At 42.2% G+C, this 16,744-nt stretch carries 8 protein-coding genes; 2 read left to right on the forward strand and 6 right to left on the reverse strand.

The genetic code is table 11. From position 1 onward, the window contains the following. Positions 1-218 precede the first annotated feature (218 nt). Genes CDG76_RS33965 through CDG76_RS33975 form a run of 3 tightly spaced genes read right to left on the reverse strand, consistent with a single transcriptional unit; the run spans position 219 to position 8,927 of the window. A complete protein-coding gene (locus CDG76_RS33965) occupies positions 219-5,909 on the reverse strand; it encodes a DEAD/DEAH box helicase (RefSeq protein ID WP_094353227.1) in 5,691 nt (1,896 codons plus the stop codon). Then, complete coding sequence (locus tag CDG76_RS33970) at positions 5,902-7,215, reverse strand: hypothetical protein (protein WP_094353228.1); 1,314 nt, start codon at positions 7,213-7,215, stop codon at positions 5,902-5,904. The genes CDG76_RS33965 and CDG76_RS33970 overlap by 8 nt, the downstream gene beginning before the upstream one ends. A 26-nt stretch (positions 7,216-7,241) precedes the next feature. Next, complete coding sequence (locus CDG76_RS33975) at positions 7,242-8,927, reverse strand: hypothetical protein (protein WP_094353229.1); 1,686 nt, start codon at positions 8,925-8,927, stop codon at positions 7,242-7,244. A gap of 581 nt (positions 8,928-9,508) precedes the next feature. Here CDG76_RS33975 and CDG76_RS33980 point away from each other — a divergent pair. Further along, complete coding sequence (locus CDG76_RS33980) at positions 9,509-12,715, forward strand: glycoside hydrolase family 15 protein (RefSeq protein ID WP_094353230.1); 3,207 nt, start codon at positions 9,509-9,511, stop codon at positions 12,713-12,715. Between the two features lie 41 nt (positions 12,716-12,756). Beyond that, complete coding sequence (locus tag CDG76_RS33985) at positions 12,757-13,134, forward strand: GxxExxY protein (RefSeq protein ID WP_094353231.1); 378 nt, start codon at positions 12,757-12,759, stop codon at positions 13,132-13,134. Positions 13,135-13,231: 97 nt separating this feature from the next. On the opposite strand, the gene CDG76_RS33990 is transcribed toward CDG76_RS33985, so the two are convergent. The 3 genes from CDG76_RS33990 to CDG76_RS34000 form a co-directional block, all read right to left on the reverse strand. Next, entirely contained in the window at positions 13,232-13,546 is a 315-nt protein-coding gene (locus CDG76_RS33990; RefSeq protein WP_094353232.1) for a YkvA family protein, read from the reverse strand. A 255-nt stretch (positions 13,547-13,801) separates the two neighbouring features. Beyond that, positions 13,802-15,523, reverse strand: coding sequence for a serine/threonine-protein kinase (locus tag CDG76_RS33995; protein WP_094353233.1), 1,722 nt, complete (start codon positions 15,521-15,523; stop codon positions 13,802-13,804). 288 nt (positions 15,524-15,811) lie between these two features. After that, a complete protein-coding gene (locus tag CDG76_RS34000; protein ID WP_094353234.1) occupies positions 15,812-16,660 on the reverse strand; it encodes an alpha/beta fold hydrolase in 849 nt (282 codons plus the stop codon). Between the last annotated feature and the right edge of the window lie 84 nt (positions 16,661-16,744).

The raw sequence follows: 16,744 nt of genomic DNA on the forward strand, positions 1-16,744 counted from the left end.
CAATATTTCTAGAGAAGATTAACGTTTCCGTATGCCCTACGGTACGGAATCCCATCTCCATGTCCCATTCCCTATAGCCCAAGTGCAAGAAACCCAATCCTTTAAGGGGTTGAATTCTGCAAGTAGTTCTGAATCAAACCATGAAAACATCTACAAAATTGCGAGCTAGCCTGGAATATTACTACATCTATACAAGTAGTATTTGGCATCAAGCAACTTCATGCATAGTCACCTGGACGACGCAGAATTAGAAATGGGTTGGCAGGTTTCACTTCATAGTCGTGGTAATGTGTTTGAGCTTTAGCGATCGCTGATGATGCAATCCACTCAGGATGATTATCTTGCCACAGAGGATGCCGTAAAATCAATATTGTCTGACGCTTCTGATTTTGGTGTACGTAACCAGTGAGAGTTCCGAACTGAGTGGGTAAGCCGTAACCAAGGCGTTGAAGAGTAGCGGGAATTGGCGCATTCATCCCTTGATATAATTCACTCCAAGGATTTGGAATATTGCCGTTGGGGGAATTGAGATCAATTGCAGATGAGGCTGATAACACTAATTGCGCCATATCTAAAGCTAGTCGCCAGTCTAATAAGCCGTGATAAGCAAGGTTCTGGTAATCTCGCAAACATAAGTTGCATGATGTATCACAGGCGTTTCCATGTGGCTGATTTATCCATTTGCTGGCAATGCTACTAAGAATATTCGGATTCGCCAAATCCATCAATTTTTTAAATTCTTTTGGCTTTTCCAGAAACCGACAATATCCTGCCCCATTTTCTAGATGATCGCATAAAAAAGCCTGCCCGATAACAGATCCATTTTGCTCTAGCGATCGGAACCCAGCCTGCAACTCCATTGCATCTACATCTAATTGGGTGGCAGCTGCTACCCGCAACCAAAATGCAAAGGAATACCAAGCCGCACGTCCGATAACTGTAGTTGGATCTGCAAAAACACCAGTAGGCCACTCTTCAATATTTACCAACAAAATATCCGTCTTCCGCCGAGATAACAATGCCACCCGATAGGTAGAACCAGATGTAGTTACTGAGGTATTCTTATCTGAAGAAACGGCATAAGCTCCGGGTTTGGGCGTACCATAAATTGAGGCATTCTGAAAGTCAAATCCGCCAACGCCACCGTTGTCATTCACAGAAATGATCTGGTCATTGAATGCAGACACGGAAGCGTTAAGGATACGCTGGACATTGCCTACCACAGCATTTACACTTAACGATGGTCTGGTTGATTGCGGTTGCCATTCAAACTGTCCATCAAAGTCTTCTGGTTGCAAGTTAGTAAAAAAGCCCTTGGGTTCTCTAGCATCTAGACAACGCAAAGCATCCACCCCGCAGACTGGACAGATATCTGTTGGCGGTTCCTGATATCCCGGATGTGGTTTTTTTAACAATTTGTATGGGTAGATTACCGCTTGACAGTTACCACAAAGTCCTAAAGATTTATTCTCTTGGGTAAGGGCTGGTACAAGTCCTGGTTTTGATTCTATATTCTTACCTTGGGGATATAACTCGACTACACCACAAGCTGTATGCACAGCTTTATCTTTCACCGTTTGGGAACGAGGGGCAAATTGGCTGAGGGCAATATCTAGATTCCGATCAACTACTCCCTCTGTTGGCGGCCATTGGTTGGCGCGTGTGGGAAAGCGGGTATAAAGCGATCGCACCCGCGTTGGAAAGCCAAACATCGGCAATAATCCGGCATTGGCCAGACGTTCACTCAATTTATCTTGGGTGTAAGTATCGTCTTCCACAACTGTTTGAATTTCTGGGATTAAATCATCGCGCAGGAAATTCAACATCTGGGCATTGCTGGCGTTTGGTAAAGCTGTCTGCACTCGCAAGCTATTTAATATAGTGATTATGACTGGCTCATTCTTGGGGTCATGTAACCAATCTTGGATATCTGGTTTGTAATTTTCCCAATCAATTACACTACCAAATTCGCCGTGTACATTGTCACCTCCATTTGCAGCACTAATACTTAAATTACTAAAAGCTTGCCGCAAAACTTCCTTGATCAGAACACGCTCAAAAATGGGTTTGCTGGTCATATCAACATAGGGCGGTGGTGGCGGATCACCTGTGATACTTTCTGGGCGTTGGAAGTAAAAGTCATCGTGGCTTCTACCGCGACAGAAGGTAACAGCTAAGGCAACTCCCGCCGAACGTCTACCCGCGCGACCGACTCGCTGTTGATAGTTGAAGCGACGGGGTGGCATATTTGCCATCATCACTGCCAACAGCGCACCGATATCAACACCCGCCTCCATTGTAGTTGTGACGCTCAAAAGGTCGATGCCTTGGACGCGGGAGATTTCATCATTGATAAAAATATCTTGAAACCAGCGTTGGCGTTTGGTACGTTGATCTCGGTCAGTTTGTCCAGTTAACTCGGCGGCGTTCATGCGGAAGGGCTGACCTGACGAGGAAAGATAGGTATAGTAATCGAAGTCGCCAGTTGGGGTTCCAGTACCAAGTTTTTGAGGATTTTTGTTGTTAGTACGGGTATTGCATTCAGGACATAAACCAGCAGCAGGATGTAGATAGAAAGCATTGCAGCGATCGCACCGATATCCTTGATTTTTATCCGACGGTAGCATTAAATAAAGTTTATTTGGATCTAGTGACAAACTACCACTAGCGGCGATTCCAGCTTGTGACTGGAGTAATTGCTGTTGTATATCTTGAGGTTTTAAACCTGTAGACTGAATGTAGTTTTGGGCAAAGCCGGGTAAGTTGTGATCTGTTCCAGGGTAAAAAAACTTAGAATACTGGTGTCGGCGACGGATGCCCAATTGTCTAATTACTGCATCAGTCGCTTCAACTATCTTAGATGGTGTATTTTCTAGCGGTTGATAGCTGACCCACCCTTGTCCGAAACCCTCCATTGTGCGTACCATGTGATCAAACAATGGATTCATCAGTTCAGCAGTGAGCATATCTTCCAGTCGGGTAGCATGATCAGTCTGATTTTGTGTCGCTGGAAAAATTCGCGTCACCAAATTACCAGACCAGTTGTAGCATTCAAACCAAGAATACCGTTGCTGACCCGGATTTTGTCCAACTGAGTAATTCAAGGCGCGGAAACTGGAACCACCGGGACAAATACCACACTCTAATAAAGCATCTCTAACTTTTTGCCGTAATTCCAACAAAGGAATGCGTTCGGGGTAGCGTTTGAGTAAACCAAGCCATGCACTACTCGCCTGTTGATTACTGGCGGGTAAACCCATCACCCAGAAAAGCGCTTCTGTAACTAAGGTAGGATTAGCATTAGCAAAGCGATCGCGTCGAGTCTGATCATCTGCTGCTTGGGTAACAGCACTATAAAGATTAGCGTTTAAAGTCTGCAATTTCGCAAGACTGGCTGGGTTATTAGCACCAGTAATCCGCAAAAAGGCGATCAGGTCATCCCAATATTGAGAAAAGGACTGGATCAGTAGTAGGCGCACCATATCGCGGTAATGATCAAGTTCCATTCCCGCAGCCAGTTTAGCTGCATCTTGGCGACTATCGGAAAATATTACCAACTTGCGAGAACTACCTAACCCCTTTTGAGACGGTGCTGGCATTTCTCGTAACAGTCCACTAGCAATAACTTGACAAGCCTTTTGAAAGCCGGTGCGATGGATACGCAAGGGAGTCGGGAATTTCTTTCGTTCACCGTAGTCAGCATCACACCGGGGACACTTTGTTGGTAGTGCTGGTTGATCTAAATCATCTCCCGTTACCTGATACAGCCACCCTGGAATCTGATCAGTATTCGGTGGTGTGGAATCCTGGATAAGTACGCCTGTTTGTTTGCCTAACTTTGCTTTCACCCACTGGCGTTTTATTTGATCAACAGTCCATTTTAAAACTTGAGGTTGTGTAGTCCAGGCTGGTGTTTCTCCCGGTAATGGCCAAAATACCCGATAGTTGTCGTAACGTTGATTCATCACAACCAAATCGGGTATACCTTCTAAGTTCGGCTGATCTGGGGTGAGGATATCTACTGTCAAGTTACTTAGCTTGCGAGTACTTTTATATCCTCCCAAAAAGACATCGCCACAGACTTCACAGACAATTAAATCGAGAACGCGGGAACCACAACCGCAGCTGAGGCGATGGTTAGCATGGATAGCACCGATGGTTGGTGGATCGCTTTGTCGCTGAATTTGATCAACTTGGGTACAACTGGGGTTACAGCAAGCCCATAGGCTTTGCAAATTGTGGAAAAATAAATGTCCACGCACAGGTTGAGGCGATCGCCCATTAGCCAATTTTGACATCCCCAGTGCTAACAGTAGTCCCCGCATGGAGTCGGATACCAAACTACTACCCGCAGCATTCGGGAAAAGTTCGTTATCTAAATCTGTTTGGTGATTTTGCTTGTTTGGATATTTGACTTTCGCCGCCCGAACCGACATCTGATTAGTTTGGCGAACAACGCGATCGACTTCCTGACAAGCATCGCGCAAAGCTTCACCAGCATCAACAATAGCTAAAGCTTCACCGAGTTGCTTTTCTTCACTAATTCCAGATTTTGAGTATCCCAACTTGCTGGCCAAAGTAGACATAGCCACAGTCTTTGCCGTTGGATCTGGCTGTGTCATCGACTCTAATGGATCAGGCTGCACTGACTGGGCAAACTCTGCAAAGGCAGTTTCATATTTAACCAGAGATTTTCTCGCGTTGGCTTTTGGCTGTTGTTGTTGTCCAGTGATGAAAGCAAACTGTTTGTCATCACGTCCAAAAAATTCGCGCAAGAATTTTCTTCCTTCTGGATTATCATCCAAGCTTGCTGTAGTCGTGATTATCCGCAGCTTTGGCGAATCTGGCGTTAAACCCAACCGCGAAAAAAGCAAGCGTAAAATATAGGCAACTTCCGTTCCTGGAGTGCCACGATAGGCGTGTAGTTCGTCAATAATCAGGAAAAATTGCCGTTCTGGATGATTTGGTTCAGCCAGCCAGTCACGAGTTATATCAAAAATATCGTTTTCAATGCTCCGCATCATCATAATGTTGAGCATCGAGTAGTTAGTAATTAGAATATCTGGTGGAGTATCTTGCATATCCCAACGTGACCACATTTCCCCGCCATCAAGTCGAGGAAAGTAGTAAGGTAAATCGGGATTTAAAGATAAATTCGCCTGAAGTAAATTTTGTTGCTGTTTGGCACACTCATCTAATTCGTTTCGCAGTCGTTTGATTTTATTAGGTGTTGGTTCACCCGGAATCGGGGTTTGTCCAGTGTAACGCCCAAAGGTGATCCGATTTGTGCCGCGTTCTCTATCCAGCCAATTGTGGATTTCTGGCGCTTCCAGGGCTTTTCTGAGTCGTCGCAATTGGTCTTCTACCAAGGCGTTGAGAGGATAGAGTATCAAACCTCGCATAGCTTTGGGGCGAGTGACGTGTTTCCACTGAGAGACGCGATCGCCCTGAACATCCCACCAGCAATGATGAATCGGTGGGGGCGGACTTGCTTCCCAAGTTCTAGATTCCCAGGCTAAATGGGCGAGTAGTGGCAATAAAAAGCACTCAGTTTTCCCGGAACCTGTACCAGTGGTAACAACTAAATCTTTTTGGTTGATTAAGACTTCTTCTAAACTTTCCCACTGGTGTTGATAAAGTTCGATTCCCCCTTCAAACAGCATTTTTCCCAGTTGTGCCAAATCATGGTATTTTCTAGGCAGTTGTTTAGCAGCAGTTTGCAAGTCTCTCCCAGATGAGGGATAAATCGGAACTGGTTCAATTAAAGGCGGTTGGCTTAAAATACCTGGTTGTTGTAAAAGGCGATCGCGTTCTGCCGCTAAAGAGCGATAACGTAGGGGAAAGGCACTTTTAATATACAGCTGATAGATATGGTTAAGTCGTTGATACGCTCCAACTACGTCATGCACAGATTAAAGCCTCTTCATATTTAACATTCAGCTTTTGACACAACTGATAGGCAACTTCCCCACCTACGTTTTGATACAGCAGCCAGTTGCCCTGATATGTTGGTAGTTGTCCAGATGCCAGCACTAAAGCACGTTCATATAGTTCAGGCCAGCGCTGCTTGACTGGTATTGCCAAACACTTTGTAGCAAAATTGTAATGAGCTTGGCAAGATGCACCATGATGATGCAAAGCTAGAAAGCGCAAACCATACCAATCACCTTGATGCCAAGTGTTAGTGTTTTGGTTATAAAAAAGGGTGTAGCGAAGGTTTCGCTTTTCATCAAACATCAGATACATCCCTGTTTCGTGAGGAATACCGCAGATTTCAAAATCCTCACCGTCAAAGTGCTGCCATTCCCACTGACTCGGCACAATTCCCGGCATATTTCTCAGACTTTGCTGCCAACTAGCGATATCAGGTAGAATTTGGGCAAGTCGTGTGGATACTTCACCCGCGTTGATGATTGGAAAATTATTTGCGATCGCATCAGGGTTACTCACCACCAATTTAATGCAGGGTGGTGCTTCCCCTCTGGATTGATGAGTAATAGATGCTACAATTTCATATTCTTCTAATTGTCTGAGTAAGCTGATACTGCGTTGACCACACAGTATAAATTCGGAAGTTTGCGAGTTAATTTTAACAATAGTTGAAGGAGCCGCCGACCATTTGGAACCGTCGAGTGAAAACTCAAGATGTCCTAATAAGCGCAACCGTCGTAAGATGCGTTTAGGTTCTTGAAGTTGGAGTGCATTGCAGCTTTTTTTAAAGGATTCCCAGCTACCACTGCCGAGGGTTGATAACCAGTATAGGAAGCGATCGCTATTTTGGGAAGGTTTTACCCAATCAGCATCAGCATGATTAATAGATTGTAATTCTGTCAGTTCAAACGGGTTATCTGCACTGATATTTTGTCTAACTTGGTAAGGAATAGGGCTGGTATAATCAAAAACATCGTGAGCTACACCAACCATAGGTTTTATCTGTTCATAAGTGAAGCCCCGACTATTTTTAATTGGACATTGGAAAAACGATAACTTCAGTAGACTTGCTTGCAATTCTGTAGGCAATTCACCGACTTGGTGACTTTCAATTGCTAGGAAGAAATAAAAAGGCTTTCGAGATTTTATACCCTTTTCTACTCGTAAAAGCGGCACTAATTTAGTAAGATTATGACGATGTACTTGTTCAGAAATTTGTTTGATGAGGTCTTGTGGATTTCCGCGATAAGAAAATCCTGCATACCATCTTTGTACTTGTGGCATGATACACCCTGATGACTCTAAAGAATTTAACAATTTTGCTCAATTACACTGCCAAAAATATGATATGCAGAATTAATTGGCATCACTTCCCGAAGCACATATTTTTCTATGTCTAGATAATTCCAATCTACAATCTTGACTAAACGCTGACTCGATTCACCTGCAAAAGTTGCCTCAATTAGGTAATCATCAGGATGAGCAAAATCAAGCGTTATAGAAGTATTTGTGCTTTGTGAACTCTCCAGAATTGTCTGATTATCTGATAATCGAGTTACTTTTAATTCTGCGGTTGAATAGAAACCAAAAATAGTAATTTGTGGCCCATGATTCACAAGCCAAGCGCCAATTTTGGGTACGCGCAAGCCGCCAGACAAACTGATTGATAATTTTACACTTGGTTGCAAAGCATACTTAAGAGTTTGATTTTTGATAAAGACTCCATCCCAAGCTTGAGAAACAACCATGCACTCCTGAAGTTCTACCCATCCCGAATTATTAAATATTGGCTGAGTTGTCAAACTCGATTTTAGTAAATTCTCATCTCGCAAACGTTGAATATCACTGAGCAATTCTTGCTTGCATAGGAGAATAAACTGAGTACCTAATGAAGGGGCTTGCCAAGATGCATAAGCTCCAGAATCAGGATTTTGGGGATCGGGAATTAGTATCCAAAAGTCACGAGCGGGTAAAATTAGGTAATCTAGATCATTTGGTGAACTAATTTGGTATTTAGCACCGTTATCTAACTCCTTCTGACTGACTGAACACTCTAAAGGAAAATACCATCCAGGGCGTTCTTCTCTTAATGAGTAAGTATCATCTCCCTGTTTAACCTCTACTGATTCTAGGCTGCGTCCTCGCTGCTGCTTGGGGTAAAGAGAATAATCTACCTGATCTAAAAATGGAACTTCAGTGCGATATAAACCACAGAAAAGATGACGACTCCAAGTGCAATAATTATTCTTGTCTGCCGTCGGACATCCTTGAGCTTTCCACTGTTCATAAACTTGATGCAAAGCTTCCACAATCGCCTCATGGCGTTGCTTATTTTCCGTCAGTAAATCTTTTAAATGGATGCCAAATCCCCCTGCTTCTCGTCGAACATGAGCAAACAAAGTTTGGGCATCCCATTCGGCTTGCCATTGCTTTTCTTGGAATAGTTTTCGCAATCTGTCTTTATCAGTGCGGCGCAATAAGGATTGAGAAATCGGATAATTAATATAGGTAGCTGCACCACCACCTCGTTGTGCTGAAAGTAAAAATCTATCTTCCATTAGCCAACGATTCCACTCTCGCCAAAGGGGTTCTTCAGCTTCATTACCAAATTTCATCCCCAGTGGACGAGCAAAACCAGGCAAGGCTAAAATCTCTCGTAAACGTTTGAAATAATTAGTTTCTGATATTTTTTCTTCTTGAGCCATTTGTGAAGCGGCTAAAATGGTGGCACATAAAAAAGCAACTCCTTTGGGTAATCCTTGCGAATCACGCCCTTTTAAATGCTGCAAATTAACCTGTCCCTCAAAGATGACTTTTCTTCTCACTGCTATGCAGAAGTCATCAACCCAAGTACCACTTGTAGATAATTGCCCAAAATGATAGCCAATACGTTCTATTACATCTTCATCAACGCTCAAATAAATTTTTGTACCGTGTGGTGTACCCTTAATAAAATAATCAATTAAAGCCTGATTCCAATCTGTATAATTCGCCATTATAGTTTAGTGCGTAGCCGTAGCCGTTGTAGACATCGCTGCTTAAATCACCATGATTGATGATAATTTTTATAATCTAAGTAGGCGTTTAAAAATTAAATTGGAGATTATGTTTTATAACACAGGCAATCATTGATGAGGGCTTGCCATTTGGTTCCCCACTCAAATATTTTATTTCCAACTTAGAACTTATCATAAAGCAATAATAATTACTAACGCATACGTAATTAAACGCGACTTATTACTCATTAATAGTTGCTAACGCATACGTAATTAAACGTAACTTAGTACTCATTTAGATAACGTAAATTATCAACAAAAAGAATTCGTTACACCTGAAAAAACTGAAAAATAACGTATAAAATATTACACAAAAATTTAAATATTTGAACAAATATCATATTTTAGTTGGCGATCGCTAAAATTAAGTACCCAGAGGCGTATTAACAAGAGATAATAATAAACTCACACCACCCTTAGCTGTTGTCCCATCAACCATTACAGAACTTGTTCTGGCTTGGTTTAGGTAATTCACTTGACAGTCACAGGGTCAAATTTTGCAAGTAGTTCCGAACCAAACCATGAAAACATCTACCAAATTGCTAACTCGCCTGGACTATTACTACCAGCAAATCAAAACGATTATCCTGACTCGTCAAAATCCAATTACGGGTTTACTACCTGCAAGCACAGCGATTACAGCCCACGGCGATTACACAGATGCCTGGGTGCGAGACAACGTTTATAGCATTTTGGCAGTTTGGGGTTTAGGACTTGCATACCGCAAGATTGACGACGATGAGGGACGCACTTATGAACTAGAACACAGTGTCATCAAACTAATGCGCGGGTTGTTGTTTGCGATGATGCGACAGGCTCATAAAGTAGAGACATTTAAACATACTCAGTCGCTACTAGATGGACTACACGCCAAATATAATACCGCGACTGGTGATATTGTTGTTGGTGATGACGAATGGGGACATTTGCAACTTGATGCCACATCTATATTTTTGCTGATGTTGGGGCAAATGACAGCTGCGGGATTGCAAATAATTTATACCATTGATGAAGTAAATTTTGTCCAAAATTTGGTTTACTATATTGGACGAGCTTACCGCACACCAGATTATGGCATTTGGGAACGTGGGAATAAAATTAATCGTGGTAGTGCAGAGTTAAATGCCAGTTCTGTAGGCATGGCAAAAGCTGCTTTAGAAGCTATCAATGGACTAGATTTATTTGGTGTGCGTGGTAGTCAAGCATCGGTGATTCATGTGCTACCAGATGAAATTGCCCGCGCCCGGATTACTTTAGAATCACTATTACCGAGAGAATCTGGTTCTAAAGAAATTGATGCAGCGCTGTTAAGTATTATTAGTTATCCTGCCTTTGCAGTGGAAGATTTGGAGTTACGCGATCGCACTCTAAACGATATTATCAATAAACTCGCAGGTAAATACGGTTGCAAACGCTTTCTGCGTGATGGACACCAAACCGTCTTAGAAGATAATCAACGCTTGCACTACGAACCGTGGGAACTCAAGCAATTTGAGCATATTGAATGCGAATGGCCGTTATTTTTTACTTATTTAGTTCTAGATGGATTATTTCGTGGCGAACAAGAACAAGTTAAAAAATACCAAGAGCTTTTAGAATCATTACTCATAGAACAAGATGGTTTGCGTTTATTGCCAGAACTTTATTATGTTCCAACTGAAAACATAGAAGCAGAAAAGTTAGCACCTCAAACGCAACCACGTTTGCCCAATGAAAATATTCCTTTGGTGTGGGCGCAGAGTTTATATTTCCTCAGTCAAATGTTAAGTGAAGGGTTACTGGCGGTTGGTGATATCGACCCTTTAGGAAGACATTTGTGTGTGGGCAAACAGCGGGAAGCATTAGTGCAAATTGCTTTATTAGCAGAAGATGAAGATTTACAGAAAAAACTAGAAGTTCACGGAATCGAAGCACAAACGCCTACTCAAGTAGAACCGATTCAAGTGAGAAAAGCTGGAGAATTTTCAGCTATTTATACTCAAATTGGACGTAATGACAAACTTGGTTTAAGTGGGCGGCCAGTGCGGCGGTTGCGGAGTTTAACAACATCTAGAATCTTTCGGATTCGTGGTGAAACAATTGTATTTTTGCCTTCATTTTCCGACTCTCAGCAGTTTTATCTAACTCTTGATTACCATTTTTTGCTGGATCAAATTAGAAGCGAACTAGCTTACATTCAAAAGTATTGGAGCGATTTAGGGCGTCCTACCTTGACTTTAATGTTGACGCACACCATGTTAGAAAGTGGTTCTGAAGCATTATTAGAACTGATGCAAGAACTGAAAGATGGTGTTTGTAATGGTGTACGGGTAAAATTAGGGCGGCTAAATCAGCTAATGTTGACAGCCGGAATCCAAAGAATTGATTTTCTACCCAATGCAGAATTTTCGCGATCGCCAGTAAAAAATGCTAGCCCACGTTGCTATTATCTAGCTTATAATCCTGAGAAAAACTGGCGCTTAGGACATACCCAAGAATTTCAAATGGAGTATGAAACTAACTTCGGATTATTACTTTCTTCTTTGCGTTCATCAGAGAATATCTACGAGCAAATTGAGTTATTGCAAACTTTAACTCGCTTACAGGGAATGGAATTTGATACAGGATATGGAGGCCCAGGATATCCTGTCACTGTAGCCGATTTACTAGATGAAGTTTACACCAAAGCTGGAGATTTAGGCATTTGGGCAGTAGTGCGTCGGGCTGCGGGGTTACGGCAAATGGTTGATATCAGCCTATCAGATGCAGTCACGAGTATTTTGGTAAGGGGTAAGCAAATTGCTGTGGGTAAAGCTTACAGTGAAGCGTCCTTGATTACCGTACCCATGTCCCACGATGAAATTGCTGATAAAATTAATCATTTTTGTCGTGAGGATATACGCGATCGCGTCCTAACTCAAGAGATTTTAATCTATCTTGGTATCTTAATTCGCTCAGAACCCGAACTATTCCAGGGACTATTAACGCTGAGAGTCGGCTATCTCATCTTATTGATAACCAGCGAATTAGCGCGGGAATTGTATGTCACTCAAGATGAAGCTTACGATCGCTTAATGCAACTTTCACCCTTTGAAGTTAAAGTGCGCTTGCGTCAAGTATTAACTGGATATAGTGGCATGAGTAACCTGTTGCGCCAGCAAGAATCATTGCACGTCAAACAAAAAGAAAGTGATATTGCTTGGGTGGTATTACCAGGAATCGCCGAAGGGATAGAAGTTCCGCCAGGTGGTTGGCGGCGGTTTCGCCAAGCCGAGGGTGCGACGGGGCGCGTACCAAAAGAATTTTTTAAGCAAGTTTGGCTATTAATGCAACATTGCAAAGGTCTAGTAATTGGCGATAAACTAGAGCGCCGCAATCGTTTAGATAGTGAGATAATGTTGTCGGAAATGACAGCGGGGGAAAGGAATTTTGCGCTGTTAGTTGAGCATTTGCTGAATAAAATTGAAGCTACAGAATATCGCCAAGTTAATATTGAAGCATTAATCGAATTAGCTGCGATCGCTGCCAATAATCCCAAGCTGCAAATTGAAGAATATATCGTGTTGGATGTGTTGATTGGCCATGCAGTGCGATTGGCGTGGTTAGAGAATCATAGTCAACGCAGCGATCGCTATGATGAGGATAAGGCGAGTGCATGGCGATCGTTTTACAATACCTCTCCTAGAGATTGCGCTAGTTATATTTTGAAGGCGTTCAGGTTCTTGACGGAATTTGTGAAAGATTTTTAAACGCAGAGGGGCGCAGAGGGAAACGCAGAGGAGCGCAGAGGATGAGAGAGAATGATTTGAGTGGGGTGATTATTGGTTGTGCGATGAGGGTGCATACTGCTTTAGGGCCTGGTTTGTTGGAGTCGGCTTATGAGGAGTGCTTGGATTATGAGTTGAAGAAAGCCGGATTGAATGTTGGTAAGCAAATTCCATTGCCCTTGGTTTATCAAGATGTGCAATTGGAATGCGTTTATCGATTAGATTTGATGGTCGAAAACAAAGTAATTGTAGAGATTAAATCTGTAGAATCCTTCCACCCGATTCACTCCGTCCAACTCCTAACCTATCTCAAACTCGCAAACTGCAAACTAGGTCTTCTCCTCAACTTTAACGTCCTCCACCTCAAAGAAGGTATTAAGCGCGTAGCCAACAACCTCTAACTCTCACTCTGCGAACCTCCGCGCTTCCCTTTGCGCCCCTCTGCGTTAAAAAAAATATCCCCCACCTAAGACTCCAAAAGCAGGGGTTTTATTAAAACTACTTAACAGAAACAGCATCAACATCAATGGTGCTTCCACTAGAGGTAGAACCCTCAGTAGTATTAGGTACTTCAGTACCCAGATCACCCTTACGAGCTTTCCAGCCTTCAATTACTAGCCCAGACACTTCACTAACTAGCAGAGTCAAAAGGAAAACATCATCAATCTGTCCCACAACGGGTATAAAATCTGGGAGAACATCAAATGGGCTGACCAAATAAACCAACGTTCCTAAAATTACCCACCAACGGTATTTGGGGTTACGAAGCACACTGCGATACCAGGCGTAAAGTGATTGGATTGAAAATTTCATATTTTGAACCTCCAGTTATCTTTAATTTTCGCAAATCATCCTAAAAAATCACGGTGCGAATAACCGTCCTAGTTAGTCTGGAAGATGCTACTAGTAATTTGTCAACAAAGACAGATAAGCAGGTAAGCGGGTTTGTCCCAAACAGGCAAAAGTTGTTTGTTTATAGGGCTGATTAATCGCTTGGTACTGATATTTGCTGCTCTAGCCATAAGAGATATGCCTATGTACTGATCTTACTTTACTAGAGTAGAGATTTTATAAATTGCTCGGTATAGTCTTAAACTTCTGTGCAGATCCCAAAGAATAATCTTCTAATTTAAAATCAGCAAAAGGCTTCTTTGCTAACCTATTCCGTAGCGCCTCGTCAAGAATTACACCTGATGATTCCCTTTTAACACCAATAATTATTACACTTGTCTGATATGTCGTTAAATCCTGATTTGCCTGACAATTACTCCGTTGAAATTGACCCAAATTTAATAAGCGATAACTTTTGACACTTGGTGTATTAATAAATAATTTTTTAACTAAAAGTTGGATTTGTTTAGAACGTTCTAAAGCCACACGTTCTTGAATTAATCTATCACCTTTGCAAGAAGCTGTACCGACAGAGATAATCTCATTGGGAGCTTCCATTATCTTCTCTATACCTTCTTGTTCTAAGTTCAACTTCAAAAGGTCAACGCTAATAATTTCATCATTGTATTTAATTTGAAAGTTGCTACCTAAAAGCCATTTATATTTTAATGATAAAACCGCTATATTAAACTCGGCTATCCTTCCCTGACTATCCCTACCTTCTTGATAAGAAAAATAATCAATATTACCTTTTTTTTCTGGATATTGTCTGTAATAAGACGTTTCAGAAAAATCTGATTTCCGCGTAGCTAAAGCCACTATACTAAGCAATCCTAATACTAATAATAGAACTGCAAAAAATGCCAATAGCGGCACTTTTTCCGGCTGCTTACTTGGAGGTAATGAGTTTTTATTAGTATCTACAGGTAAATGTTCAAGGTTAGAAGATTCTAGTATATTATTATTTGTCGGAGTAGTTTCTGTTAATTGAGTTTCGATTTCTTCTAGGGAATGCAAAATTTCTTCAGTACTGGCAGGACGTTTTTCTATATCTGACGCTGTTAGCCAATCAATTAAATTCAATAGTAAGGGTGAAATATGGGTAGCATGATTTTGCCAGTGCAACAAATTTTGCTGGACATCATACATCTCCAAAGGATGATATCCTGTCAGCAAAAATACAAAAGTGCGTCCCAAAGCAAAGAAATCTGACTGCGGTACTGCTTGACCATTCATTTGTTCTGGGGCGCTGTAGCCAGATGACATAAGTGCTGTCATCTTGTCGCTGTTGTTTAGTTGGTCTTGGTAGGTTTTATTAATTTCACTGGCGGTGCCAAAATCAATCAGTACTAGATTCCCCCAACCCTGCTCAAGGGGGGATCTAATCATGATATTAGATGGCTTAATATCTCGATGTAGGTACTGTTTGCTATGTACTACATCTAAAATTTCTATCAACTGTCTTAACCAGTCTATGGCTTGTTCTTGGGATATGGGGCTATTTTGCTCCTGTAGCCACTGTTCTAAGTTGTAGCCATCGATTTTTTCCATTGCAATGCAATGCAACACTAAACCATTTCGGGTTTGATACTGGAAGTAACTATCTTCTTTGGGAATTCCGGGATGCTTAAATTTTCCCAACACCGTTACTTCTTGCTGAAATAGTTCTACTGCTTTGGCGTCACCTGATAAATCTTCTTTGAGTATCTTGATAATTTTAGGGGTATCTTGCTCGTATGCCTCATAAACTTTACTAAAACCTGTTTTCTCACTCAACAGGCACGTTACCCGATAACGCCCTAGCAATTCTAGATGGGAACCACAACTTTGACAAAAGCGGTTTTGATGATTATTTGGGTGATTTGGTTTAGGGCAAACAGGGTTGATACAAAGGCTCATGACAGGGGAGTGGGGAGTGGGGAGTGGAGAGTGGGGAAGCAGGGGAGCAGGGGAGCAGGGGAGCAGGGGAGCAAGGGAGAAATTGCAGTAAGTTTTCCCCTCTGCACCTCTGCCTCTTATGCCCAATACAACTCTTGGAGAGGCTGCGCCAACGGCTTCTCTACGATGAGACGCTATGCGTTAGCGAAGCTTTCGCTTTAGCGATACGCTCAGTACAAGTGCCCAATTCCCCTAGACATCCGCTCCTATTAATTCTTCTGTTGCTGTATGACTAATCCCGTCTAATAATCATGAGATTTTTGATCTGTGTTCTGCCAAGAAAGCTGCCACAGTTTGGTTAAATGCCTCTGGTTGTGTCAAAAATGGCCAATGATTGCCGGGAACTTGGCAGATACGTAAGTTTTGAAGATAGGTTTTGTAAGGTTGAATTTGCCAATTTTGGCGGTTTAGTCCTTGTTTTGGCTGGATGAATAGGGCAGGGCTGTCAAGAGGAATTGTAAAACCGGGCACTTGCATCACTGCCTCAAAAATGCCGTCGCGGGCGGCTATGGTAAATTTGCTGCCCCAACTCCCATCGGGTTTTTGTTCTATTCCTGCTTGGAAGACTTGCTGCTGTAAGGAACTCCATCCTTGATATTGCTTTAATTGCCGTGCTTGCTGTTCGGCTTCTTCGTGGCTGGCAAAGGGCCCCATACTTTTAAGAAAAGGCAAGAAGCGATATAACATTGGGAAAGTTACCCTGAAAAGACTGGGCATTTTCCAGATAAAAATCGGATCGACGAGAATTATACTCCGTAAACGTTTTGGGTTTTGTCTTGCCCAGATGGCGGCTAATTTGCCTGTCCACGAGTGACTTACAATATGGGCAAAAGTCCATCCAAGACTATCCATGAGTGCTTCAAGGTCTGCGATCGCACTCTCAAAGCTATAATCTATCTCTGGTTTACTACTTTGGCCATGTCCGCGCATATCTGGCGCAACTATGTGGTAATCCGCCGCCAAGTAATCTCCTAAACTAGACCACACTAGAGCATGGTCGCCTAAGCCATGTAACAGCAGTAAAGGTTCTTGACCTTGATTCCATTCTAAATAAGAAAGTTGGATATCAGGCTTTGATAAAGTTTGACGTACAGGCATCATTGCACATCCAGGCTTAGATAGTTTTGCGTTTATATGGTACAATCCTCAGAGTCATAAAGTGGTAAATGGTAACAATTGGAT

Source organism: Nostoc sp. 'Peltigera membranacea cyanobiont' 210A (assembly GCF_002246015.1).
Lineage (GTDB): Bacteria > Cyanobacteriota > Cyanobacteriia > Cyanobacteriales > Nostocaceae > Nostoc.